Genomic DNA, 22,765 nt, shown 5'->3' on the forward strand with positions numbered 1-22,765 from the left:
GTCATACCGCGGCCGCCGCGGCCGGCCGCCGATCGCGACGGGCCAGCTCGGCGCGCACCAGCGGGATCAGGTGCCTGCCGTAGTCGATCGCGTCGTCGAGGGGGTCGTAGCCGCGGATGAGCAGGGTCGTGACGCCGATGTCGACGTAGTCGAGCAGCGCTTGCGCGACCGTTTCCGGCGTGCCGACCAGTGCCGTCGAATTGCCCGCGGCACCGGTGGCCGCGGCGGTGGGCGTCCACAATGCACGGTCGTGGCGGTCGGCTTTCGCAGCTGCTTTCAGCAGCCGGACACTGCCTTCGTTGGAAGGCGGGCCGCCGTCGCGCCATTCGCGGGCAGCCTTCGCCGCACCGGTGGCGGTGATCGTGTCGAGGATGCGCTCGGCACGTTCCCAGGCAAGTTCCTCGGTGGGGCCGAGGATCGGCCGGAACGACACGCTGATCCCCGGCGGTGTGCTCCGTCCGGCCGCGGCGGCTGCGGCCCGGATCGACGCGATTTGCTCCGCTGTTTCCTTGAGGGGCTCGCCCCAGAGTGCGAAGACGTCGGCGTGTCTGCCTCCGACGCGGTAAGCCGCCTCGGAGGAACCACCGAAGTAGAGCGGGATCCGCGGGTTCTGCAGCGGCCGCACCTGCGGGAGGTAGTCGTCGAACCGGTAGTGCTTGCCGTGGTGGGAAAACGCGTCGCCGGTGGTCCAGGCGCGCTTGAGGATTCCGAGGTACTCGTCGGTGCGTTCGTACCGCTCCTCCTTGTCGAGGTAGTCGCCGTCGCGGGCCTGTTCGACGGCGCTGCCGCCGGTGATGGTGTGCACCGCGACGCGGCCGCCGCTGAAGTGGTCCAGCGTGGCGAACGCGCGGGCGGCCAGCGTCGGCGCGACGAATCCGGGCCGGTGTGCGATCAGCAGGCCGAGGCGTTCGGTCTGGGCGGCTGTGTACGCGGCGACCTGCTGGCCTTCCGGCCGGCCCGCGCCGTAGCCGATGAGCACGCGGTCGAAGCCGCCGTCCTCGTGCGCTCGGGCGAACCTGCGGACGTACGCCGGGTCGATGACCGGGCCGCTGGCCGGCCTGGTCTCGCTCGAGTCCCGGGTGCCGATCATGCCGACGAACTCGACGGGCATCTGCTTTCCTTTCGCCGCAAGAAAAAGGCCGGTTCAGCGAACGGCACCGATGCCCGTGCTGTCAATTGGGCATCTTCAGGTGTCCAATTGCTGGACAGTGCTGGCCCGCACCGCCGCGGGAGGTTTATCGTCTCGGCGCAGTCCCACCCCTCGGAGGAACTCGTGACCGCGAGCGTCGCCGCGCGGGCAGCCGGACACGACCGGGAAGCGACGTTCCCGCACGGGGCGTCCGACCGGTGCACGCCGCGGGGCCGGACCGGCCCGGGATCCCGCCTGGCCGGGCGGGAGCTACCGGGAGGTCCTCGCGGAGTCGGCCGGGCGGCCGGTGCTGATCAATGCGCTGCGCGTGGAACCCGAGCCGGGTTCGCGCTCTCCGTTGCCGCCCCGGAAAGTCGTGACTTCCGATAACATCGTCGGCCTCACTGCGGCGCGATGAGGGGGCGACGATGCAGGATCACCTGCTCATCTGGGAGCTCATCGAACGTGGCGAGACGGACGAGGCCGCCCGGGTGGCCAGGGACGCCGCGTTCGACGTGCGCCGCGGCGCTCGGAATATGTCCGGCGCCGACGCCTTCGAGTTCACCAAGGCGTGCGGGAGCCTGCCGCTCTGGCCGGAATGCGAGTTCTGGGCGCGGTACACGCTGGCGCGGGTGACCGGCGCGGAAACCGTGGTCCGCGCCTTCACCCTGCTGATCGTCGCGGTCGCGGCACAACATCGGTGGGGCGATGCGGCGGCCGAACTGGACGGGTTCCACGAGCCGCGCGGGGATCCCGGTGACGACGCGATCTTCCAGCTGGAAGTCAATGCCGGCCGGACGCTCATCCACACCGGGCGTGCCGAGGACGCACTCGCCAGGTTCGACCGCGCAGCCCGGCACAGTTCCGCCGCGAACGCACGGCTCCTGTCCGCGCTGCACCTCAACCGCGGTGTCGCACTGCGGGCGCTCGGCCGGATGCACGATGCCACCGCCGCCTATCGCGAAGCGCTCCGCTTCGCGGCGGAACAGGAGAGGGCCACGATCCTGGTCAACCTGGGCAACGTGCAGAAGGAACTGGACGATTTCGACGAGGCCGCCCGGTTCTACGAGCAGGCGCTGGCGGCATCCGGGGACGACCTGGTGATGCGTGGTTCGGTATTGAGCAATCTCGGGGAGTTGCGATGGCGCCAGCGCCGCCACGCCGAGGCCCGTGACCTGCTCGATGCAGCACTCGACGCCCGCCGCCGCGCCGGCGACCTCACCGGCCAGGCCGTCACGACCGGTCATCTCGCGAAACTGGCCACGAGCCAGGCCGATTTCACCCAGGCGCTCGCCCTGATCGAGGAGTCGCTGCGGATCTCCCGCAGGGCCGGCGTACCGGACGACCGCGGGCTCGTCGGTCTGGCCGCCGAGATCAACCGGCTCACGAGCGAGCAGCGCGGGTCGTCCCGGTTCTCCGCGGAGCTGGTCGTCGAGCAGTTGCACACCGCGACGCATCTGGACGGCTGGGCCGCCGCCGTGCGGGGCGTGCCGCGGGAGGTGCTCGAGCTCGCGGGTCGCTGTCTCGACGGCGAAGCACCGCTGCCGGTCGAGATCGGCCCGATCCGCCGCCGGACCTTCAAGCGATTCGTCGACCAGGTGCTCGAGCTGGGGGCTGATTTCGCGGTGGCAAGGGAACGCGAGCACCAGGCCGAGCTGGCCGCTCTCCTGGCGGCGCTCGTCAAGCTCGTCCGGATCGAGGACTGGCTGGAGCGGAAGCGCTTTTACGAATCGCAACAGGAGCTGTTCGACGGCGGCGAGACCATCGGGGTGGTCGGATTCCTCGAGGAGAATTCGGCCGGCTACCGGCTGGACCTGAACGAAGTGTTCGGTATCCGTGAACTGATCAACGCCTGCCGCGAGAAGGGCATCGACCGCGCCTTTGCCGAGCTCCCCGGAAAGTCCGCCGACGAGCTCCTCGCGCGATTCGTGCACGTCGGCAGCTGGCGGGAAAGCAAGTGCCTGATCGAGGCGCACGAATGGTACCTGGGCGACGAGGCGATCAGCGCACTCGAGGAATTGCTGCGCACGAAGACGCCGCCGGCCCAGCAACCGCGGGTGGAAGCACATCTCGGTCTCCTCCGGGCGTGCCGGGCCGAGGGCGTCGACAAGGCGTTCGCGAGCATCCCGGCGGTCGACGGCGACGATCCGCTCGGGGTGAAGTTCTTCATCGGTCAGCAGACGCTCAGTGGCACCGGCGGCCACGACTTCTTCGAGATCGCCCAGCAGCTCGGCGATCCGCTGCTGAAGGCGAGCATGGGCCTGCGCGCAGCCCGGGAACAGCTCGCGCGCACGGACGGTGACCGCGGACGCAATCTGCGGACCGCACTGGAATTGCTGACCGAGGCGGGCAAGACGGCGTTTCCGGAAACCACACCGCTCGTGCACACCTCGATCGCGATGGCGATCGGTGACGTCTGCCTCGAACTCGGCCGGCTCGAACCCGAGGGGGCTGCCCGGATTTTCCGGGCAGTCGACGCCTTCACCGAGGCCCTCGACGCCACGATCGCCGCGATCGACCCGGCGCGGAAACACGCCGCGGCGAGAAAGCTGTCCGAGGCGATCCGGATCGTGCTGGACGGGGCCGTCCACGAGAGCGATCGGGTGCGGTTGCGGCGATTGCACGGCCGCGCGTGCAGTGCGGCGGTCGAGGCCACCGATGCACTGATGAAGGCCGGTGAAGTGCCCGACCGACAGACCGAGTTCTCCGCGAGCCTGTGGGCCTATTCCGGCCTGGTCGACGCCGCGTTCGACGAGGGGTCGCCCGCAGCCGCGCTCGTCGCGGCCGAACGGGCCAGGGGACGCGGGTTCCTGACCGAAGTCGGGCGGCTCACCGAACTGCCGGCATACATCCCGCGCGACATCGCCGACCGCGAGGCCGCGGCTCGCGCACGGCTGCGCCGGCTCCGGACCGAGAACCCGCCGGACGAGGTCACGCTGAACGAGGCCGAACAGGAGCTGCGCGAGGTCCACCAAGCACTCGCGACGATTTCCCCGGAACTCGCGCAGGCCCGCGAAGGCACCCGGCCGACCGCCGAGGAGCTCAGGTCGTTCGCGCGTTCGCTCGGCCCGGATACGCTCGTGCTGGCCTGGTACACCTCACCCAGCCGATGCCTCGCCTTCGCGGTGTCCGGCGGCACGGCCGAAGTCCGCGCCGAGGAGGTCCCGCTCACCTCGGACGACCTCGAATCCCACGTGCGGCTGGCCGCGGCGGACCTGTGGCGGCAGCCGACCCGCCCGGACCAGGCCATCTCGCCGGCGTGGCGCGAGTTCGCCGACGCGCTCGTACCGCATGCCTGGCACGGTCTGGTGGCTCGGGCCCGCCAGGTCCTGCTGATCCCGCACGGGCTGCTGCACGAACTTCCGCTGCACGCGCTGCCGCTCAGCTGTCTCGGCGGGCGCGCGCTCATCGAGGCGGCGCCGGTCCGGCACCTGCCGAGTCTCACGGTCGCGCAGCGCCTGCGTCACCGCAGTCCGGCCGGCGACACCGCGATCGTGCTCGCCAATCCGAAAGAGCTCAGCACCGAGTTCGGCCGCGAAGCCTCGGCCGTGGCGAACCTGCTCGGCAGCGAACCGCCGACGTCCGAGGCGGGCCGGATCGCCGAACTCGGCTCGCGCGCGTCGATTCTGCACATCGCCGCGCACGGGTTCTTCGATCCCGGCGACCCCCTGGGTTCGGGCCTGGAGCTGGCCGGCGGCGTGCTGACCGCGCGGGAGGTCATCGGGCTGACCCGCTTCCCCGGCACCGTCGTCGTGCTCAGCGGATGCGAGTCGAATCGCCGGATCGTCCGGGCCACCGATGAAAGCGAGGGGCTCGTGCGGTCGTTCCTGGTCGCCGGTGCCGGTGCGGTGGTGGCGAGCCAGTGGCGGGTCGATTCGCGCGCCACCCGGCGTCTGATGGAAGCGTTCCACCGGAATCTGGCCGGCTGCGCAGATCCGGCAGGCGCGCTCCGGGAAGCCGCGCTGGACCTGCGCGCGTCCGCTCCGCATCCCTACTACTGGGCGCCGTTCGTCGCCGTGGGAGTGTGATCACCGCCGTGTCGCGCATCGAGCTTCCCGACTGGGAGCCGGACGCTGTCGAGTACGCCCTGCCGGCCGCGGATCCGGCCGATGAGCGGGACCGGCCGGGCGGCTCGCCCGTGGCGCCTGCGGGCCACGACCCCGTGGTCAGTCTGCCCCGTACGAGTTTCGACTGCGTCAACCTCGACGCGCTGAAGGAGCACCCGGCGGTCGACGCACTGCTGCGTGCGCAACTGGACCAAGGTGCGTGTTTCCGCCTGCTGCGGTTCCCGTGCTCACTGCGTGCGGCACCGGGTTCGCGGGTCGAAGAGTTCCGCTTCACCGTGCAGCTCGGACAGGCGCACACCGCGCCGCGGGTGCACAGCATCTTCCCGACGAAGGTGACGGTGGAGCAGGAGCGGAAAACCGAAGTGACGCTTGAACCGTCGCTGAAACTGGGGCCGGTGCTGGAGGCCAAAGGCGGCAAGATCGGCCGCACGATCACGATCGGCCGGCCGCGGGCGACCGCGGTCGGTTTCTGGAGCGAAACCGGAGCCGACTGGATTCTCCGTGCCCCGGAAAGGGACCCGATCGGGATCGAAGGAACGGCGGAGTTCCTCGTCATCGTCTGCTGGGACCATGGGGTCGCCCCGCTGGAGGTCACGCTCTCCTGCTCGGCCACCGTCCGCACCCCGTTCCTGCGCTGGGGCACCCGGCGGGTCGAACGGGCATACGAGCCGTTCGCGCTGACCGGATGCCGCCCGGTGGTCTGACGCGCTGCGTCGGTCCCCTGGACGTGCCGGCCATGGTGGCGCTCCACTGCGCCGAACCGGGCTCGGCCTGCGGTCTACGGGGCGCGGGCGGTCAACGTCGTCGAGGCGGGTCGGACCGGCTTGTCGCAGGAGGTGCGTCCGTAGGTCGCCGGGCAGGCGATGGCCGCGAAGCCGCCGTTGGCCGGCGACGTGACCGAGAGCGTGTCCCCGGCCGCGTGCGTGCTGGTGGTCTGCGTCAGGGTGCCGTTGCTGTCGCTGGTGGTCTGGACCAACCACCGGCCGTGGCCGAGGAAGTCCAGCGGGGTGCGCGTCACGCCGCCCGGACCGGCCAGCAGGCCGCCGATGAACCAGCGCTCGCCGCTGCGCCTGGCCAGCACGACCGTACGGTTGCCCGCCGCGTCACGTTCGGGTGAGCCGGCGGCGAGCCGGGTCTCGTCCCAGGTCGTCGGCAGCTGTTCGAGGTAGCGTTCGGCGGCCGGTTGCGTGGCGAACCCGGCCGGATCGTCGCCGAGATGGGTCCAGCCGGATTCGAACGCGACCGCCTGGGCGAGTTCGTGCCCGGCCGAATCCTGCCTGCCGGGCCGGGAGAACCAGGTCGGCGTGTAGTCCATCGATCCGACGATGTTGCGGGTGAAGGCCAGGAAGATGTCGCGGTCGGCGTCCTGCCCGTTCTCCTCGCCGCGCACGCCTTCGACGCTCATCACCTGCGGCCACGTTCGCTGCAGGCCACGGGGGATGGTCGCACCGTGGAAGTCGATCATCAGGTGCAGCCGCGCGGTGTCGGCGAGGATCTCGTCGTACCACCGGAACTGTGCCTGGGCGTCGGAGTCCATGTAGTCGACCTTGACCCCGGCGACACCCCAGGACTTGATCTTCGGCAGCCACTGGTCGCGCTGCTGCTGAGTGGCGAGGTCGGTCCAGGCGAACCACAGCACCATGTCCACGCCACGGGCCCGGGCGTAGCGGACCAGATCGGGGATTTCGCTTTCCTGCCAGCCGTAGTCGACCAGGGTGTAGGGCAGGCCGTGGGCAGCGGCATAATCGATGAAGGAGCGCTGGACGGTGGCGCTGGCGCTGGCGTCGACTCCGCCGGTCAGCCAGGACCAGTCCGCGACACCGGGCTTGATCCACGACGTGTCCCGCAGCTTCGACGGCGGTGCGAGGTCGTCGACCAGATTGGCGCGCACCACCGTGTCCAGGCTGCCGACGATCGCCGTGCGCCAGGGCGTGGCGAGCGGACCGGGCGCGGTGACGGGCTTGTCGTCGGCCAGCGCGACGGTGTAGGCGGTACTGCCGTCGACGTGGTCGAGGTGCGTGCCCGAGTACCGTCCGTCCACATCGGACTCAGTGAGCAGCGCGTAGGCGCCGCCGACCTTGAACAGAGTCGGGTAACCGAACGAGCAGGTGGCGCCGGTGCACGTCTTGGGCTCGGCGGTGTTCGCCGTGGCCGCGGTGGTCTGCGTCCGCTCTGTCTCGTAGGCGCTCTGGTACGGCTGCACCCACGCCTCGGCGTCGGCGGGAAGTTCGAAGGTGGAAGCTTCGTTTCGCACGGTGACCGGTTCGGAACCGCCGACCACGTAACGGTACGCGACCCCGTCGTGTGCCGCGCGGACCACGACGTCGAAGGACGCGTGGTCTGCGGTGGTGAAGGTGAACGTCGATTCGCGCATGGTCGTCGAGCGGTCGAGCTGCTTGCCGGTCACCATGTCGTAGGACTCGCGCACGAGTTTGTCCCGGCGGCCGGCGAAGGACAGACCCGAGTCGAATTCGTGCGCGTCGGTGGTGATCCCGAGCTTCCCCGGCGCCAGCACCTGGAACCCGCGGCTGGCCACGGCAAGATGCAGCTCTCCGGCGCTGTCCAGACCGAGCGTCGCGGTCACGCCGGTACTGCCCGGACTCCGTACGGTCCAGGCGCCGACCTCCGAAGGCGCGGCCGTGGCGCCGGGAGCGGCGGCGACGCTCCCGAGCAACGCGAACGCGATGGCGGTCGTACCCAGCTGTCTCGGCTTCACAGCATCCAAATAACGCTGTGCCCGTTTGGTCGGTCAAGGGTCCTGTTTGTTTATGTCCATTTCTGTCAGCGGTACTCAGTGCCGTGAGTTGTCAATGCGGGGTGTTGGTTTCGAGGATCCGTCCGGGCCGGCCGACGACGACTCCGTACACGGAGTACGGCGGCATCTCGATCGTGGTCGAGACGGTGCCGTTGTCCGCTGTCGCGGTTTCGGTCTTCGCCGGTGTGGTGGCGTCGTTGTCCTCGCCGGCGACGTAGTGGGTGAGCTGGACGTCGCCGGTCTCGTCGGTGTTTTCCAGCGACAGCGACGCCGTCACCGGGTTCTCACTGTCGTTGACCGCCCACGCGACGCGCCGACCGTCCGCCGTCAGGGCGGCACAGGATGCGCTCACGCCGCTGTCCCCGGTGTTCATGATCTTGTTCTGCCCGGCTCCGAGCCCGAGGTCTTTGGACAGCAGCCGGAACGTGGCGGCTTTGGGGGTCAGTGCGCCGTTGCTGTCGATGAACGCGAACGGGTGGCGCAGGTCCGCGTCGAACGAGTCCGCTTCGTCATTGCTGCCGAACAGCATCGCGCCGGTCACGCCGGTGTCCATCATCGCCGACAGCCGCCGTCCGGCGTAGGAGATCGCCTGCGGGCTGCCTGCGTTGAGCGGGTCGCCGTCGTCGAACGAAGGGGAGGAGTTCCACTCGGTCACGAACAAGGGCTGGTCCGGACGGCCCGCCGCGTTGCTCAGGTCGTGCCACCTGCCGGCATTCGCACCCCAGTCGGTGCCATAGGAATGCCAATCCGCGAATCGCACATCAGGCGCCGTGGCGGGGTCCGCGAGCAGTTTTTCGTACCATTCTCCGTCCGCACTCGCGATCTGCGGCCCGACCGGTTTCGTGGTGCTCACTTCGTTCATCCCGGCCAGCGCTTCCCGGTAGAGCTGCGCGTAATCCTCGTAGGACATCTCGAGGTCCGGCTCGTTCGCCACCTCGAAGTAGTCGACCTTGTCCAAGTAGTGCGCGAAGACCTGCCGGTACGCTTCCTTGAGCGCGGTGAAATCGGTGACCGGCAGGGAATCGTCGTCGCCGTCCCAGGACGGGCTGCTGCCTTCGGTGCCCATCCACTCGGGGAAGCCGTGGATGACCAGCATGTGCTTGAGACCGGCACCGTTGAACGCGTCGAGGTCGCTCTCGCTGGTGGTCTCGCTCGGGTCGCCGGGGTTCCAGTTCCACTCGGCCGGATCCTGCTCGAACACGTCGCGATCGGGGATGAGGTCGTACAGGTAGACGTCCGAGCGCAGGATCGTGACACCGGCATCGGCCACTTCGGTGGCGTATCGGGGGTCGAGTTTCGGCCAGGAGGACAGCCCGAACATCAGGTTGCCCGAGGTGGAGATCTGGTGGCCGAAATCCACGCTGATCGCGGCGTCCTCTGCCTGCGCGGCCGTGGCACCGCCGACCGTCGCCAGTACCGCGAGAATGCTGACGGCGAGGTTGGATGTGCGGTTTCTCATCGGATTGCCTTCCTTTTCGAGAGGGTGTCACCGGGTTCCGGTCCCGGTGAGCATGCCGGAGATGAATCGCTTCTGCAGGAAGAGGTAGCCGGGCACGATCGGCAGCAGGAATTCGTTCCACGTCCACATGGCGACCAGCCCGCCGGACGATGATCCTCAACGTCCGCAACAACGGCACGATCAACGGCCTGGCGGACGACGCGGTCGTCGAAGTACCGTGATGGCCGACGCGAACGGCGTCCACCCGCTCACCGTCGACCAGCCGGACCTCCACCAGCTGGGCCTGATGTCCCGGGTGAAAGACGTCGAGCGGCACGTCATCGCGGCCGCCCGCACCGGCTCGAAGTCCGAGGCGCTGAAGACGACCTGAGGCGACCCGGGGTCCTGAGCGGGAACCGGCGCCCGGGTAGTAGTTTTCATCCAGGATCGAGGGGAGCGCAGGGCAGTGGCACGTCTTCATGTCGGCTGTGCAATGTGGACGCACAAGGCGTGGCCCGGCCGGTTCCTGCCGCGATCGCTGCCGGTCAAGCAGCGCTTGCGCGCCTATGCCGGTTGGTGCAACGCGGTTGAAGGCAACACCACTTTCTACGCGACTCCGGCCCGCGACACCGTTGCGACTTGGGCGCAGCAGACCGACCCCGGTTTCCGGTTCGTGGTGAAGCTGCCCAAGGTTGTCACGCACGAGCGCCGGTTCGTCGGGGTCGAGGCGGAGATGCGGGCGTTTCTGGACGCGATCGAGCCGCTCGGTGCACGGGCGGTTCTGTGGACTCAGTTGCCCGGTTCGTTCGGCCCTTCGGACGTGGAGAGCCTCGGCCGCTTTCTGCGTCGGCTCCCGGCCGGCCGCAGGCGCGCCGTGGAGGTCCGTCATCCCGGCTTCTTCACTGATCCGGGTTCGACCTCGCTGCTGGAGCGGGCGCTGGCCGGCGTGGCCGCGGAGTGGGTGCCGTTCGACACGACCGTCTTCTTCCGGAATCCGCCGACCAGCGAGGCCGAGCAGGAGGCCTGGGTCAAGAAGCCGCGGTTGCCGCGGCGGACGCGGGCACTGACCGACCGGCCGATCGTCCGTTACCTGGGCCGGGACTCGGTCGAGCAGACGGTCGAGGGGTGGCGGCCGTGGGCGGAGGTGGTCGCCGGCTGGCTGCGCGAGGGCCGGTCGCCGACGGTTTTCCTGCACACCCCGGACAACGACGACGCGCCGGCGCTCGCCCGCCGGTTCCACGACGACGTGCGGGTACTGGTGCCCGGCCTGGACGCATTGCCCGAGCCGGACCCGGTCGAGCCCGCGACGCTGTTCTGAGCGTGGTCAGCCGGACGCCCGGTCACCTCGCGAAGAGACCGGCGGCGGCCGGTGCCGGGCGGGCGCGTGGACCGGGGCGGTGCCGGTCGCTCTCCGGCGGGCGGCGGACATAGGGTGTACCGGGGTACTCGCCAGCGCACGACACCGAGGGGCACCGTGGAAACGCCAGCACGCCGCACGAGAGGCGAATCGGCCGGACTCACCCGCGAAACCGTCGTCGCCGCCGCCGAGGCCGTCGCCGAACGAGGGGGCGTAGCCAAGCTGTCCTTGCGCGCCGTGGCTGCCGAACTGGGGGTCAGCCCGACCGCGATCTACAACCACGTCCGGGACCGGGACGAACTGCTGGACGCCGTCGCGGACGCGTTCGTGTTCCGGAAGGTGCTGCGGCGGCTGCCGCGGAAGACGGAGCCGATCGAGCGGGTCCGGCTGATCGCGCGGAGGCTCCGCCGCGCCGGTCTCGAGCACCCGGGCCTGCTGTCCGCGATCGTCGGCTACATCCCCGAGCAAGCACCGTCCGCGCAGATGGATTGCGCCGAACTGATCATCTCGGACTTGCTCGACGCAGGCGCCGCGCCGGACCGGGCGGTCGTGCTCTACCGTGCGCTGGTGATGCTGTGCGTGGGCGACGCGATCGCTTACGTGAACTATTCCCGCCCGCGTGCGTCGTCGCTCGCCGACCGGCTCGAGCGCCATTTGGACACCGAACGGTACCGCGTGCTCCACGGCTACCTGCGCCGTGCCGCGCAGCCAGAGGGCGAGCGCGCTTTCGACCAGCAGCTGGACGTCGTCCTGCAGGAGCTGCTGCCGCCCGCGTCCGCGCCGGGTGCGCGGAACGACTGACCGCTGCCGGCAAGGCACGCCGGCGGGCAAAGTCGTTCTCCGCAAGCGGTTCGGCGTGTCAATGCCCGTCAATGCCCGTCGATGCCCAGTCGGCCATCGCGTGGTCCGCGGCGTCCTCTTGCGCTTTAAATTGACGCTGTTAATATAGTGGCACGGCCGCATCGGCCGTGGCGGGTGTGTGGGCGTCCGCCAGCCGTTGCTCCGTCCGTTTCTTCGTTGCCAGCAAGCCGGGAGTCCGCATGACATTCGATGCCGAGAAGGTCCGCGATATCGCTGCAGCCCAGCTGGAGGACGACCCGGAAGGCGGTGCCGCACTGTGCGTCGTCGTCGACGGCACTGAGGTGGTCAACGCAACGTGGGGGTTCGCGGACGCCGAGGCAGGTGCGCGGTATACCCCGCACACGCTGCAGATCGCCCAGAGCATGGGCAAGGGTGTGGTCGGGGCGGTGGCCGCGCTCCTGGTCGCCCGCGGCCGGCTCGATCCGGCGGCGCGGGTGGCCTCGTACTGGCCCGAGTTCGGGACGCCGGACAAGCGGGACATCACGGTGTCCCAGCTGCTCTCGCATCAGACCGGGCTGCTCTATCTGGACGACACGATGCCCCTGGCACTGACCACGGACCGGGAGAAGCTCGCTGCGGCGCTGATCGCGCAGGCTCCCGCGTGGACACCGGGAACCGGGATCGGGTACAGCCCGCAGACTTTCGGGAACTACGCGGATTTCCTGTTCGAGCGAGCCTCCGGCAAAGGTTTTGCCGAGCTGTTGGAAGAGATCACCGAAGCGCTGCGGATCGAGATGTACGTCGGCCTGCCTGCCCGGCAGCGGCACCGTGTCGCGCGGGTGCTCGCGCCCGCCGGTGGCGCGATCGCGGAGCCGGTCCTGGCTGCGGTACGCGCCGATCCGGAGAGCTTGTTTGCGCGCATCGCGCGCAACATCCCGGAGGCGATGCCCGACCCGATGCCGATGGTCAACGGCGCCGCGGTTCGCGACGCTTTCATGCCCGCTGCGAACATGTTCACCGCTGCGCGGGACTTCGCGCACCTCTACCACGCGCTGAGCGCTGCCTTACGCGGCGAGTCGTCGCCGCTGTGGTCTCGCGAGGCCGTCGAACTGGCGACGACCGAGATCGTGCGCGGTACTGATGCGGTGCTTTCGACCGAGACGGCGTTCGCGTTGGCTTTCCAGAAGCCCAGCACGACCTACCCGCTTGCCCGCAGTCCCCGGGCCTTCGGGCACGGCGGAGCGGGAGGTTCGCTTGCCATGGCCGACCCCGACGCCGGGTTCGCGCTGTGCTGGATGACCACCCGATACGGAACGGCAGCGTTCGATCCGCGCCAGACCGCGGTCCTGAACGCCGTCTACTCGGCTTTGGACTGAACGCTCGCCACCTGGGCGTGCTTCGAGTCCATGGCGAAGCGCGGTGTTCTCGACGATCGTAATTCTCCGAGGGAAAAGGAATGCACAATGACCGGACTTCCCGATCCCGGCGCACGCGACATCCGTGGTTCCGCCGAGTTCGAGCGGGTCGCGCAGTTCTACCGGCGGTGGCATGCCCCGGCATTCGGCGCCGTCAGCGGGGCGATGTCGCCGGCGGCTTCGCCGGACGGGCTCGCGATCGCTTTCGCCGGAGAGGTCCGCACGGATCTCGAAGGACGTCCCCGGTTCCGGTTGTGCCTGGCCGAGCGCTCCGGGATCCGGCAGCTGACCGGACCGCACCCGGAGGTGGACGAGCGGAATCCCCAGTACTGTCCGGACGGGCGGACGATCGCTTTCACCTCCGACCGCGAAACACCCGGTGTCCAGCAACTGGCACTGGCCGACGCGGCAAGCGGGCAGGTGCAGGATGCACCGGCGGTGGACGGCACCGTGGAGTACCTCCGGTGGTCGCCCGACGGCGCCCGGATCCTGCTGGGTGTTGCCGGGCTCGGCGCCGATCTGGCCGGCGGCGAGGGATCCGGCAGCGTCGTCCGGGGCGGTCGTGACGGTCTTCCCGCGTGGGTTCCCGAGGTGGATTCCGGTGTGTCCGGCGAGCACTGGCGCAGTATCTGGATCTACGACGTCGCCGGCCGTTCGGTCGAGCGGCTGCCGCTGGGCGGGCTGAACGTATGGGAGTCGGTGTGGTGCGGACCGGATGCGGTGCTCGCCGTGACGAGCCCTTCGCCCGGCGAAGGTGCGTGGTACACGGCAGATCTGCGCCGCATCGAGCTCACCGGCGCATCGGCCGAGCTCGTTCACGAGCCGGACCGCCAGCTGGGCTGGCCCGCGGCGAGCCCGTCCGGCCGGCGTCGTGCGGTGGTCGAGGCGTGTTCGTCGGACCGCTGGGTGGTCGCCGGCGACGTCGTCGTGATCGATGCGCAGCGGGGCACTGCGGCGAAGATCAGCACCGCCGACGTCGACGTCACGCACCTGCAGTGGCTTGACGAGTCGCGGCTGGCGTTCCTGGGAATGCGGGGGCTGGAAACGGTCGCGGGGACGTATGACGCCCGCAGCGGGGAAACGACCGAAACCTGGTCGAGCGCGGCCACCTGCGGTGACCGTTATCCGGTCGCGTCGTTCCTCCCGGACGGCTCCGCGGCGATGGTGCACAGCAGTTATTCGGTCTTCCCGGAGCTGGCGTGGCTTCGCGAGGGCAAGGTCGAAACCGTGGCGAGTCTCCGGCACGAGGGTTCCGATCACCTGGGCGAGGTCGCCGGCCGGGTCGAGCCGGTCCGGTGGACGGCACCGGACGGGACCGAGATCGAGGGACTGCTGTGCAAACCGGCCGGTCCGGGTCCGTTCCCGCTCGTGGTGAACGTGCACGGTGGACCGGTGTGGGCCTGGCGGAACCACTGGACGCTGGGCGGTGCTTATGTCCGTCTGTTCGTGAGCCGCGGCTACGCCGTGCTGCATCCGAACCCGCGCGGCAGCAGCGGGCGCGGACAGGAATTCGCCGAAGCCGTCTTCGGTGATCCCGGCGGCGCGGACACGCACGACTACCTGAGCGGGATCGACGCACTGGTCGCCCGTGGCGTCGCCGACCCGCAGCGCATCGGCGTGACCGGAGCGTCCTACGGCGGCTACCTGTCGGCGTGGCTGATCACCCAGGATCGGCGGTTCGCCGCCGCGGCGCCGATCGCTCCGGTGACGGACTGGTATTCCCAGCACTACACGGCCAACATCCCGTTCTTCGACGAGCTGCTGCTGGCCGACCGTCCACAGGGGACTGCCGGCCGGTACCGGGAACGCAGCCCGGTGACGTTCGCCGACCGGGTACGCACGCCGACACTGCTGATCGCCGGCGCGGAGGATCGGTGCACTCCGCCCGGTCAGGCAACGGAATTCCACCGTGCCGTGCTGATGGCCGGGGTGCCGTCGGTCTGCGTGATCTACCCCGGCGAAGGGCACGGGATCAGGTCGTTTCCGGCCATCGTCGACCAGGGCGCACGCCTGCTCGACTGGTTCGGGCGCTATCTGCCCGCTTCCTAGGCCACGCCGTCCAGGCATCGCCGGCCCATCAACGCATCAGGAGGGCACCGTGACCGATCGACTTGTCCCGCAGGGAAACTGGAGCGACGCCGAACTCACCGCGCTGCTCGAACAGTCCTCCGCGGCCGGCCGTTTTTCGCCGGGCCTGCTGCGCGCGATGACACAAGGCTGGTCCGTACCCGAAAGCGACGCTGCGGAGTGGCGCGGCGCCGGCCCACGACGAGCCCGTCGCAAGCTGATCGCCGCGGATTTCCCCGGCGGCACGCTGGTCATCCCGACCGGCCGGCCGGCCGTGCGCACGAACGACCTGCCGTTCGCGTTCCGTCCGGGAACGGACCACATGTGGCTGGCGGGGCCGACGGAACCCGGCTCGGTGCTGGTGCTAGGGCCGGACGGTGCGGAGACGCTCTACGTCGCCGAGCAGCCGGTGTTGGGGCACCCGAAGGCGGTGCTCGGCTCCCATGGCCCGCTCGTGGAGGGCCGGCGGGAGCCGAGCGCGGTCACTGCGCTGCGGCTCGGGATCGAAACCCGCCCGCTCGACGAACTGGACAAGCGCCTTTGCGGGACCGAGGCGAGGGCCGTGCGGGGCCTCGATCCGCACGTGGACGCCATCGTGGCAGACGACGGGCGCGAGCTCGAAAAACAGCTCGCCCGGCGTCGCCTGCACAAGGACGCCTACGAAATCGCGCAGCTCCGCCACGCGGCAACTGCCACGGTCGAAGGGTTCGCGGCCGTAGCACGGGCTTTGCCCGATGCGATCCGGTACGGCGAAGCCTTCGTCGAAGGCGTGTTCACCCAGCAGGCCAGAACGCGAGGCCGCGGGCTCGCCTACACACCGGTCGTCGGAGGCGGGCACCGGGCGACCATCCTGCACTGGCAACGCAACGATCAGCAGATCGGACCCGAGGATCTGCTACTGCTCGACGCCGGCGTCGAAGGTCCCGAGCTGTACGCCTCCGACGTCGCCCGGACCATGCCTGTTTCCGGTCGCTACAGCTCCGCGCAGCGCGACGTCCACGACGTCGTCCACGCCGCCCATCAGGCCGCACTCGCAGCTGTCCGGCCGGGCGGATCCTTCACCGATCCCCACCGTGCGGCGCAGGCGGTGCTGGCAGACGGTTTGCACAGCCTCGGCGTGCTGCCCCATCCGGTCTTCGACGGGCTCTCCGCCGGCGAACGCTCGTGGCGATGGACGTTGCACGTCACGAGCCACATGCTCGGCGCCGATGTGCACGACAGCCTCGTGGTGGCAGGGGAGTACGCCGCCGGCGCACTCGAGCCGGGACATGTCCTCGCGGTCGAGCCGGGCCTGTACTTCGCACCTTTCGACGACTACGTGCCTGAACACTTGCGTGGCATCGGAGTGCGTATCGAGGACAACGTCGTCGTCGAAGACGATGGCATCGAGATCTTGACCGCCGCACTCCCGGTGTCCGCCACGGGCATCGAAGACTGGATCGCCGACCGGGCGTGAGGTCGCTCGCCTGCCTGGAGCCTGACCCGTTCGAGGGCACGACACGCGGCACGGCCCCGACCCGGAGGTTCACCCGGGCCGGCAAGGCTCGGTGCGAACGACTCGTTCAGCCGCCGGAGCGGTCCGGCAGCAGCTGAGCCTCGAGCGATCGTGCCGTGGCGGTCTTGTGGCCGTGTCCAGCCCGGTCCGGCTCATGAACACGAGCCCTTGCTGCGCGGCCAGAATGGCCCGCGCGAGCGTGATCGGATCCGCTTCGGCCGGCAGGTCGCCCTCGCGTTGGGCGCGGACGACGCAGTCACCGATCAGCGCGGTGGACGCCTCGTAGCTGCGGTGGGCGTGGTCGAGGACTTCCGGATCGGCGTTACCGAGTTCGCAGGTGCTGTTGGCCATCAGGCAGCCGCGCCGCGTGCCGGCGCCGGTCGGGTCGTCGATCGCTGCCTCGAGGAGCATGCGCAGTGCGTCCAGGGCCTGTGGAACCTCGGCGAGGGCGTCCTGTGCAGCACCCGGAGGAAGAGCTGACGCTTGTCGCCGAACGCTCGCGGACGTGCCATACCGGCAGCATGTCGCATGTCGCACTGAGGGAAGCGGGAAACACATGGGAAAGCTGGACGACAAGGTGGCGATCGTGACCGGCGGGTCGCGGGGGATCGGGGCGGCGTCGGCGCTGGCCGACGAGGGAGCCGACGTCGCGATCAGCTACTCGTCCTCGGCGGAACGGGCCAAGGCCGTGGTCGCCGATCTGGAGGCAAAGGGGGTGCACGCGGCAGCCTTCCAGGCCGACCAGGCCGACGCGACGCAGGCGGCGGGCTTGGTCCGGCGGGTGGCCGAGCAGTTCGGGAAGCTGGACATTCTGGTCAACAATGCGGCACTGGGCGACCGCGGCCTGGTCGGCAGCGAGCTCACCGGCCAGGCCGCGGTCGATCGGCAGCTCGCCGTCAACTACACCAGCGTGGTGGCCGGGATCCAGGCGGCGGTGCCGTTGCTGCCCGATGGCGGGCGGATCGTCAGCATCAGCTCGGGCGTGGCTGCTCGGGCAGGTTCCCAGGGTGCACGGGCACGAAATCGGCTCTCGAGGGCTTCAGCCGGGGCGCCGCCCGCGATCTGGCGCACCGGGACAGCACGGTCAACGTCATCCAGCCCGGGTTCATCGACACCGAAGGAAACCCCGCCGACAGCCCAGCCGCACCCATGTTCCTCCCGACAACGGCGATGGGCCGCTACGGCAGGCCGGAGGAGATCGCCGCAGGCGTGGTCTTCCTCGCCAGCCCGCTGGCTTCCTACGTCACCAGCGCAGTACTGAGGATCGACGGCGGATACGGCACACAGCGCGATCCCGGGCGGCCACGGACGGCAGTGACGCAGGAGCATGATCCGTTGCCACAACGGAATCCCGGGTCACTTCTGTCGCGCAGCCGCCCGTGGCCGGCGTCGGCCACGGGCGGAGGTCGCCCTGTCGTTCCGTGGTGTGCTGGATCCCGGCCGGGAGGACGAATTCCTGCCGGGGCCGTTGCTGCGCACCGAGGATCTGCCACCCGAGCTCGCCGGCCGGTGGAACGGACGGCATCTCGCCGGCGCGAGCGGTGACAACCTCGTTCGTGCGCACTTCGACGCGACGCGGTTCGTCCGGCGCGGACTGTGGCCGCGATCTTCTCGCTCAGCACGGCCGGTGCCACCCCGGGCCGTCCTGGAGCCGGTCGAGTGCCGATCAACCCGGGTGGATTTCGTCAGAAGCCGGGGAACACCCGGCGCAGGTCGTCGAGGGTGACGCCGCCTTCGACGGTGATGCCGTTGTCGTAGGGTGCTTTGAGGCGGCCGCTGACCAGCCGGATGAATGCTTCGGCCGGCCCGTGGAACGATGCGGACGGCGACTCGAGGTGGTCGACCAAGGTGACCGCGTCGTCGATCACCAGGCCGGCCCCCGGGACGGCGAGGGACACCGGGTTCGCGAGTTCGGCCGGTTTTGCCAGGAAACCCAGCATGAAGCCGACCGGCCCGGTCAGGAGATCGACGAGTACCGCGGCCGAGTCGGCGTCCACTTCGGCGTTCGGGTCGAAGGCCACGCGTACGTCCCACGAGTGGTTGGCGACCTCGCTGAGCCGCATGCCCAGTGCGGTCAGCAGCGGGACCGGCTCTGGCAGGAAACCGAGGTCGACGGTCAGTGCCGAACGCTGTTCGGGGGTGAGTGCTTCGACGGTGTCGAGCAAGCGGCTGTTGTGCTCCAGGAAGCCCTCGGCCTGCGCGCGTGGCGTGGACGCGTCCCAGCGTGCCCAGATCGTCTGGTTGTCTTCGGCTGCCACGGTTTCCCCGGCGGCGCGGGCAATCGGTGCGCGGCCGATTTCGGCGCCGCTGCCGAGGTGGGACAGCGCCTGGGCGACGGTCCATTCCGCGGCGCCGCTGGTGGTGGCCAGCTGGTCGTCGGTGAGGCTGCGGACGAGACCGGAGAGGGTGGCGTGCTCGGAGCGGAGGGCGGTGATCGTACGGTCGACGAGTTGGCTCATGTCACGCTCAACTCCTGGACGAACGTGTGTGTTCCGCGCCCGCGCGGGCGACGCTCGGCGTCGCCGACCTCGAGGCGGCCGGTGCCGTCGCAAGCAGCGCGACCGGTGCGTCAGCGCGCCGGTGAAAACGTCGGGTCCGGGCCGCGAGCACCGCTGGACTACCGGCCGAACCGCCGCGGCGGTCACTTCGGCGACAGCGTGCCCGCCAGGAGTGTGCTGAGCATGTCCTGCAGATCGCGGCCGAATTCGACGCAGTGCGCGGTGAGCGAATCGTCGAACCGGTAGGCCGCGAGCATGGATTCGGACGGGTGGGCGTGGGTCCAGATCGCGCCGATCACGATGATCGTCTGTGCGCAGAAGCCCGGTGTGCGGTCATCGAGTTCGGGCAGGCGTTCGCGCACCAGTGCGATCAGTTCGCCGAGGTTGTCGAGGGAGGACTTCTTGTAGCGGGCGACGATGTCCGGGGAGACGTTGTGCTCGAGGACCCCGACCTGGGCGCTGAGCAGTTCGCACAGCAGCGGGCGTTCGACGAGCGACCGGGTGAGGAGTGCGGCGAGATCGTCGGCTCGGTGCCGGACCGGTGCGCCGGGCGCGGACCGGCCGGCCGGCCGCGCGCGCAGGTCGGCCGTCCAGTGCCGCCAGGCCCGGTCGAGCAGTTCGAGCAGGATCTCCTCGCGGGATTCGAAGTAGCGCAGCACGTTCGACTTGGCCAGGCCGACGCGCCGGCTCAGCTCGTTCAGGCTGACCTGCTTGACCGGCATTTCGGCGATCATCGCTGCTGCGGTGTCCAGGATCGCCTGGCGCCGGATCTCGCGCTGTTCGTCGCTTCTGGCCCGCTGGAAAGTCACCACGGTCACATTTTACCGACCGGCGGTTCTTTGACAGCAGACCAACGGTCTCTTATTCTCCAGGTAAGAGACTGATGGTCTGTAATACGCGGGCGCCCGCCTGCCGAGAACGACAAGGACCGCGCCATGCCTTCTGCCGCGAACACCGAACCGATGATGCGAGCCGTTCAGCTCGACGCCTGGGGTGGTCCTGAACGGCTGGTCGTGCGGAAGGTCGAACGTCCGGTGCCCGGGGCGGGGCAGGTACGGGTACGCGTCGAGGCGGCTTCGGTCAACGCGGTGGACCGCCGGGTGCGGGAGGGGTACCTCAGCGGACGGTTTCGGCTGCCCTATACGGCAGGCAGTGATTTCTCCGGCATCGTCGAGGCCGTGGGCGAGGGGGCCGACCTTCCGCTGGGGGCTGCGGTCTTCGGTGCGCTCTGGCCGACCAGCGGGGCGTACGCCGAGTACTCGGTCGTCGACGCCACGCTGCTCGCGGTGAAACCCGACGGTCTCGGTTTCGACCAAGCCGCGGCTCTGCCGGTCGCCGGGGTCACCGCCTGGGTCGCGGTCGTCGAGGACGGCCAGGTGCGGCCGGGGCAGCGGGTTCTGGTCCAAGGCGCCGCGGGCGGGGTCGGCCACCTTGCAGTCCAGTTCGCCAAGCAGCGCGGCGCCCACGTGATCGGTACCGCGTCGGCGGCCAACCACGACTTCGTCCGCGCGCTCGGTGCCGACGAGGTACTCGACTACCGTTCACCGGACCTGCCCGCGCTGCTCGCGGATCTCGACCTCGTCATCGACGGCGTGAGCGCAACCGGCCTGGCCGCGCTCTATCCGAAGATCACCCGCGGCGGGCTCGCACTGTCCCTTTTCGACCCACCCATGCCGCCTCCGTCGGGAATCCGTGCCCGGCTCGTCAGCACCGCCACCGTTGCCGACGGGCCGCTGCGACCGCGGTTGAGTTCCTTGGCCCGGCTGGTCGCCGACCGGCAGCTGACCGTATCGGTCACCGCGTCCTACGGACTCGACGAGGTCGCGACCGCCCAGGAAACCGGTGTTCGGGGAAAGGCCGTCGTCATCCCGTGAACCTCGGACGAGAGGGCGGTGCAGAAATGCTCCTGGAGGGCAAAAGCGCTGTCGTGACCGGTGCCGCGTCCGGCATCGGTGCCGCCGTCGCCCACCGGCTGACGCGCGAGGGCGCCGCTGTCGTCGTGGCCGACCTCGACGACAGCGGGGGTGCGCAAGTGGTCGAAGAGATCCACGGTGCCGGCGGACGAGCCGTGTTCGTCCACACCGACGTCACCGACCCCGCGTCGGCCGAGGCGATGGTCGCCACCGCGGTGCGCGAGTTCGGCAAGCTGGACCTCGCGGCGAACTGCGCGGCCATCGCGGTCGACCCGATGCCCGCCCACGAGACACCGATCGAGACCTGGGACCGCGTCTCGCGGGTCAACCAGCGCGGCACGTTTCTCAGCATGCGCGCCGAAATTCCGGCACTCCTCGAGCGTCCGGCGAGCGCCATCGTGAACATCACCGCCGTCGCCGGCGGCGTCAAAGCGCTCGGCTCGCTCGCGGCATACGTCACTTCGAAGGCCGGAGTGACCGGCCTGACCAAGACCGCCGCCCTCGACTACGTGCAGCACAATCTGCGTATCAACGCGGTAGCTCCGGGATTCGTGGACACGCCGATGACCCGGGATCTGCCCGCCGAGGTGCTCGGTGCAGTCTCGGAAACCCAGCCGCAGGGCCGGATCGGGCGCCCTGCGGAAATCGCCAATGCCGTCGCGTGGCTGCTCTCGGCGGAGGCGGCACTGGTCACCGGCGTCGTCCTTCCGGTCGACGGCGGTACCGGCAACGGCTGATCCTGCTCGCCCACCCCGAACCCGACGCCGGGAGACCGCACAATGCCCCCAGTACACCGCGACATCCCCGCGCCGTCCGCGCAGCTCACGCTCGGCGACGGCCGCGTCCTGGCCTGGGACGAGCACGGCGACCGGGCCGGGCCGGCCGTGATCTACCTGCACGGCACCCCCGGATGCCGCATCCTGTGGAGCGGAATCCCGCGGATGGCCGAGGAATCCGGCGTCCGGCTGATCATGCCGGACCGGCCCGGGTGCGGTGCGTCCACCTTCCGGCCAGGGCGGCGCATCACCGACTGGCCGGACGACGTCGCCGCTCTCGCGGATCATCTGCACCTGAGCCGCTATTGGGTGCTCGGGGCCTCGGGCGGCGGACCCTACGCGCTGGCGTGCGCCGCCGGTGGCGATCCACGGCTGGTCCGGGCCGCCGTCACCAGCGGCATCGGCCCCCTGGACACCCCGGAAGCCCGCGACCGGCTCACCGACACCAACCGCTCGATCTTCACCACGGCCGCCGCCGGGGCCGATGCCGCCCTGCCGATCGCGCAAGCCCTGACCGCAGGCGGTAGCTCTTCGGAGAACTCGGTCGCGGCGATGATCGCCACCATGCCCGCCGGAGACCAGGCCATCGTGCGCGAGCATCCGGAAATGCTCGCGGAATTGGTCGACCTGCGCGCCGTGGTCGCCCACGGTCTCGAAGGACTCGCCCACGAACTGTGGCTCGCGACCCGACCGTGGGGTTTCGATCCGGCCGCAATCAGCATCCCGGTCGACTTCTACGCCGGCGACCACGACCGGAACGTGCCCGTGCGGATGGTCGCCGAGCAGGCGAGCCTGGTACCGCGGAGCACATTCACCGTCTGGCCGGGAGCGGGCCACCTGGCCGAGCTCGTCCGGCTCGGAGAAGTGGCCTCGCACCTGACGGCCGCCGACTGATCCCCGGCACACCGCGGGCAGCATGGCGAAGTTGCAGCACGTTCCGCGTACAAGACCCGGCGGATGTGTGCCGGACGTGTTCGGCCGCGGCTCGTCGTCGGGTTGTCAGCTGTGCGGGCACGGTCTTGTTGCATCCGCCGGAGGCGGTGCGGTCGTCTTG

Annotated in this window: 17 protein-coding genes and 2 pseudogenes; 13 read left to right on the forward strand and 6 right to left on the reverse strand. The window is 69.9% G+C overall.

The genetic code is table 11. From position 1 onward, the window contains the following. Window position 1: 1 nt before the first annotated feature. Window positions 2-1,111, reverse strand: coding sequence for an LLM class flavin-dependent oxidoreductase (locus ABD793_RS03445; protein ID WP_344855161.1), 1,110 nt, complete (start codon window positions 1,109-1,111; stop codon window positions 2-4). A 446-nt stretch (window positions 1,112-1,557) separates the two neighbouring features. On the opposite strand from ABD793_RS03445, the gene ABD793_RS03450 reads away from it, so the two are divergent. Next, window positions 1,558-5,157, forward strand: coding sequence for a CHAT domain-containing tetratricopeptide repeat protein (locus ABD793_RS03450; RefSeq protein ID WP_344855163.1), 3,600 nt, complete (start codon window positions 1,558-1,560; stop codon window positions 5,155-5,157). 8 nt (window positions 5,158-5,165) lie between these two features. After that, a complete protein-coding gene (locus tag ABD793_RS03455) occupies window positions 5,166-5,900 on the forward strand; it encodes a hypothetical protein (RefSeq protein ID WP_344855165.1) in 735 nt (244 codons plus the stop codon). A gap of 74 nt (window positions 5,901-5,974) precedes the next feature. Here ABD793_RS03455 and ABD793_RS03460 read toward each other — a convergent pair whose 3' ends face one another. After that, window positions 5,975-7,912: a glycoside hydrolase family 97 N-terminal domain-containing protein gene (locus ABD793_RS03460; RefSeq protein WP_344855167.1), complete on the reverse strand. Its 1,938-nt coding sequence runs from the start codon at window positions 7,910-7,912 to the stop codon at window positions 5,975-5,977. A gap of 91 nt (window positions 7,913-8,003) precedes the next feature. Beyond that, the gene (locus ABD793_RS03465) at window positions 8,004-9,410 is read right to left on the reverse strand and encodes a glycosyl hydrolase (protein WP_344855169.1); all 1,407 of its coding nucleotides are present in this window, start codon (window positions 9,408-9,410) and stop codon (window positions 8,004-8,006) included. A 149-nt stretch (window positions 9,411-9,559) separates the two neighbouring features. Here ABD793_RS03465 and ABD793_RS03470 point away from each other — a divergent pair. The 6 genes and pseudogenes from ABD793_RS03470 (at window position 9,560) to ABD793_RS03495 (ending at window position 16,485) form a co-directional block, all read left to right on the forward strand. Further along, window positions 9,560-9,780 (forward strand): annotated as a pseudogene (locus tag ABD793_RS03470) (family 4 glycosyl hydrolase). Between the two features lie 102 nt (window positions 9,781-9,882). Then, the gene (locus tag ABD793_RS03475; protein ID WP_344855774.1) at window positions 9,883-10,707 is read left to right on the forward strand and encodes a DUF72 domain-containing protein; all 825 of its coding nucleotides are present in this window, start codon (window positions 9,883-9,885) and stop codon (window positions 10,705-10,707) included. 156 nt (window positions 10,708-10,863) lie between these two features. Then, entirely contained in the window at window positions 10,864-11,547 is a 684-nt protein-coding gene (locus ABD793_RS03480) for a TetR/AcrR family transcriptional regulator (RefSeq protein WP_344855172.1), read from the forward strand. A 239-nt stretch (window positions 11,548-11,786) separates the two neighbouring features. Further along, entirely contained in the window at window positions 11,787-12,923 is a 1,137-nt protein-coding gene (locus tag ABD793_RS03485) for a serine hydrolase domain-containing protein (RefSeq protein ID WP_344855174.1), read from the forward strand. A gap of 87 nt (window positions 12,924-13,010) precedes the next feature. Next, complete coding sequence (locus ABD793_RS03490) at window positions 13,011-15,011, forward strand: S9 family peptidase (RefSeq protein WP_344855176.1); 2,001 nt, start codon at window positions 13,011-13,013, stop codon at window positions 15,009-15,011. A 49-nt stretch (window positions 15,012-15,060) separates the two neighbouring features. Then, window positions 15,061-16,485 carry an aminopeptidase P N-terminal domain-containing protein gene (locus tag ABD793_RS03495; RefSeq protein ID WP_344855178.1) on the forward strand — a complete coding sequence of 475 codons (1,425 nt, stop codon included), beginning with the start codon at window positions 15,061-15,063 and terminating at the stop codon, window positions 16,483-16,485. 69 nt (window positions 16,486-16,554) lie between these two features. On the opposite strand, the gene ABD793_RS03500 is transcribed toward ABD793_RS03495, so the two are convergent. After that, window positions 16,555-16,935, reverse strand: coding sequence for a TetR family transcriptional regulator C-terminal domain-containing protein (locus tag ABD793_RS03500; RefSeq protein ID WP_344855180.1), 381 nt, complete (start codon window positions 16,933-16,935; stop codon window positions 16,555-16,557). Window positions 16,936-17,080: 145 nt separating this feature from the next. Here ABD793_RS03500 and ABD793_RS03505 point away from each other — a divergent pair. Further along, window positions 17,081-17,467: pseudogene (locus ABD793_RS03505) on the forward strand (SDR family NAD(P)-dependent oxidoreductase); the annotation flags it as partial. Window positions 17,468-17,586: 119 nt separating this feature from the next. Then, the gene (locus tag ABD793_RS03510) at window positions 17,587-18,069 is read left to right on the forward strand and encodes an SDR family oxidoreductase (protein ID WP_344855776.1); all 483 of its coding nucleotides are present in this window, start codon (window positions 17,587-17,589) and stop codon (window positions 18,067-18,069) included. A gap of 140 nt (window positions 18,070-18,209) precedes the next feature. Here ABD793_RS03510 and ABD793_RS03515 read toward each other — a convergent pair whose 3' ends face one another. Together ABD793_RS03515 and ABD793_RS03520 are read right to left on the reverse strand one after the other, a co-directional pair. Continuing rightward, window positions 18,210-18,983, reverse strand: a complete 774-nt coding sequence (locus ABD793_RS03515; protein ID WP_344855182.1) for a maleylpyruvate isomerase family mycothiol-dependent enzyme — start codon at window positions 18,981-18,983, stop codon at window positions 18,210-18,212. Between the two features lie 182 nt (window positions 18,984-19,165). Further along, a complete protein-coding gene (locus ABD793_RS03520; RefSeq protein ID WP_344855184.1) occupies window positions 19,166-19,834 on the reverse strand; it encodes a TetR/AcrR family transcriptional regulator in 669 nt (222 codons plus the stop codon). A gap of 123 nt (window positions 19,835-19,957) precedes the next feature. Here ABD793_RS03520 and ABD793_RS03525 point away from each other — a divergent pair, with 123 nt between their 5' ends. Genes ABD793_RS03525 through ABD793_RS03535 form a run of 3 tightly spaced genes read left to right on the forward strand, consistent with a single transcriptional unit; the run spans window position 19,958 to window position 22,605 of the window. Then, on the forward strand, window positions 19,958-20,896 hold the full coding sequence (locus ABD793_RS03525) for an NADP-dependent oxidoreductase (protein ID WP_344855186.1): 939 nt from the start codon (window positions 19,958-19,960) through the stop codon (window positions 20,894-20,896). Beyond that, window positions 20,893-21,672: an SDR family NAD(P)-dependent oxidoreductase gene (locus ABD793_RS03530; protein ID WP_344855189.1), complete on the forward strand. Its 780-nt coding sequence runs from the start codon at window positions 20,893-20,895 to the stop codon at window positions 21,670-21,672. Before ABD793_RS03525 ends, ABD793_RS03530 begins: the two co-directional genes overlap by 4 nt. Before the next feature lie 42 nt (window positions 21,673-21,714). Further along, window positions 21,715-22,605 carry an alpha/beta fold hydrolase gene (locus tag ABD793_RS03535; protein WP_344855191.1) on the forward strand — a complete coding sequence of 297 codons (891 nt, stop codon included), beginning with the start codon at window positions 21,715-21,717 and terminating at the stop codon, window positions 22,603-22,605. Window positions 22,606-22,765: the final 160 nt, after the last annotated feature.

Source organism: Amycolatopsis ultiminotia (assembly GCF_039536925.1).
GTDB classification, from domain to species: Bacteria; Actinomycetota; Actinomycetes; order Mycobacteriales; family Pseudonocardiaceae; genus Amycolatopsis; species Amycolatopsis ultiminotia.

Excerpts from the sequence above, each read along its gene's own strand:
- ABD793_RS03445 (WP_344855161.1), bottom strand. The coding sequence starts at position 1,111 with ATGCCCGTCGAGTTCGTCGGCATGATCGGCACCCGGGACTCGAGCGAG.
- ABD793_RS03450 (WP_344855163.1), top strand. The coding sequence starts at position 1,558 with ATGCAGGATCACCTGCTCATCTGGGAGCTCATCGAACGTGGCGAGACG.
- ABD793_RS03465 (WP_344855169.1), bottom strand. The coding sequence starts at position 9,410 with ATGAGAAACCGCACATCCAACCTCGCCGTCAGCATTCTCGCGGTACTG.
- ABD793_RS03475 (WP_344855774.1), top strand. The coding sequence starts at position 9,883 with ATGTGGACGCACAAGGCGTGGCCCGGCCGGTTCCTGCCGCGATCGCTG.
- ABD793_RS03485 (WP_344855174.1), top strand. The coding sequence starts at position 11,787 with ATGACATTCGATGCCGAGAAGGTCCGCGATATCGCTGCAGCCCAGCTG.
- ABD793_RS03490 (WP_344855176.1), top strand. The coding sequence starts at position 13,011 with ATGACCGGACTTCCCGATCCCGGCGCACGCGACATCCGTGGTTCCGCC.
- ABD793_RS03500 (WP_344855180.1), bottom strand. The coding sequence starts at position 16,935 with ATGCTCCTCGAGGCAGCGATCGACGACCCGACCGGCGCCGGCACGCGG.
- ABD793_RS03515 (WP_344855182.1), bottom strand. The coding sequence starts at position 18,983 with ATGAGCCAACTCGTCGACCGTACGATCACCGCCCTCCGCTCCGAGCAC.
- ABD793_RS03525 (WP_344855186.1), top strand. The coding sequence starts at position 19,958 with ATGCCTTCTGCCGCGAACACCGAACCGATGATGCGAGCCGTTCAGCTC.
- ABD793_RS03535 (WP_344855191.1), top strand. The coding sequence starts at position 21,715 with ATGCCCCCAGTACACCGCGACATCCCCGCGCCGTCCGCGCAGCTCACG.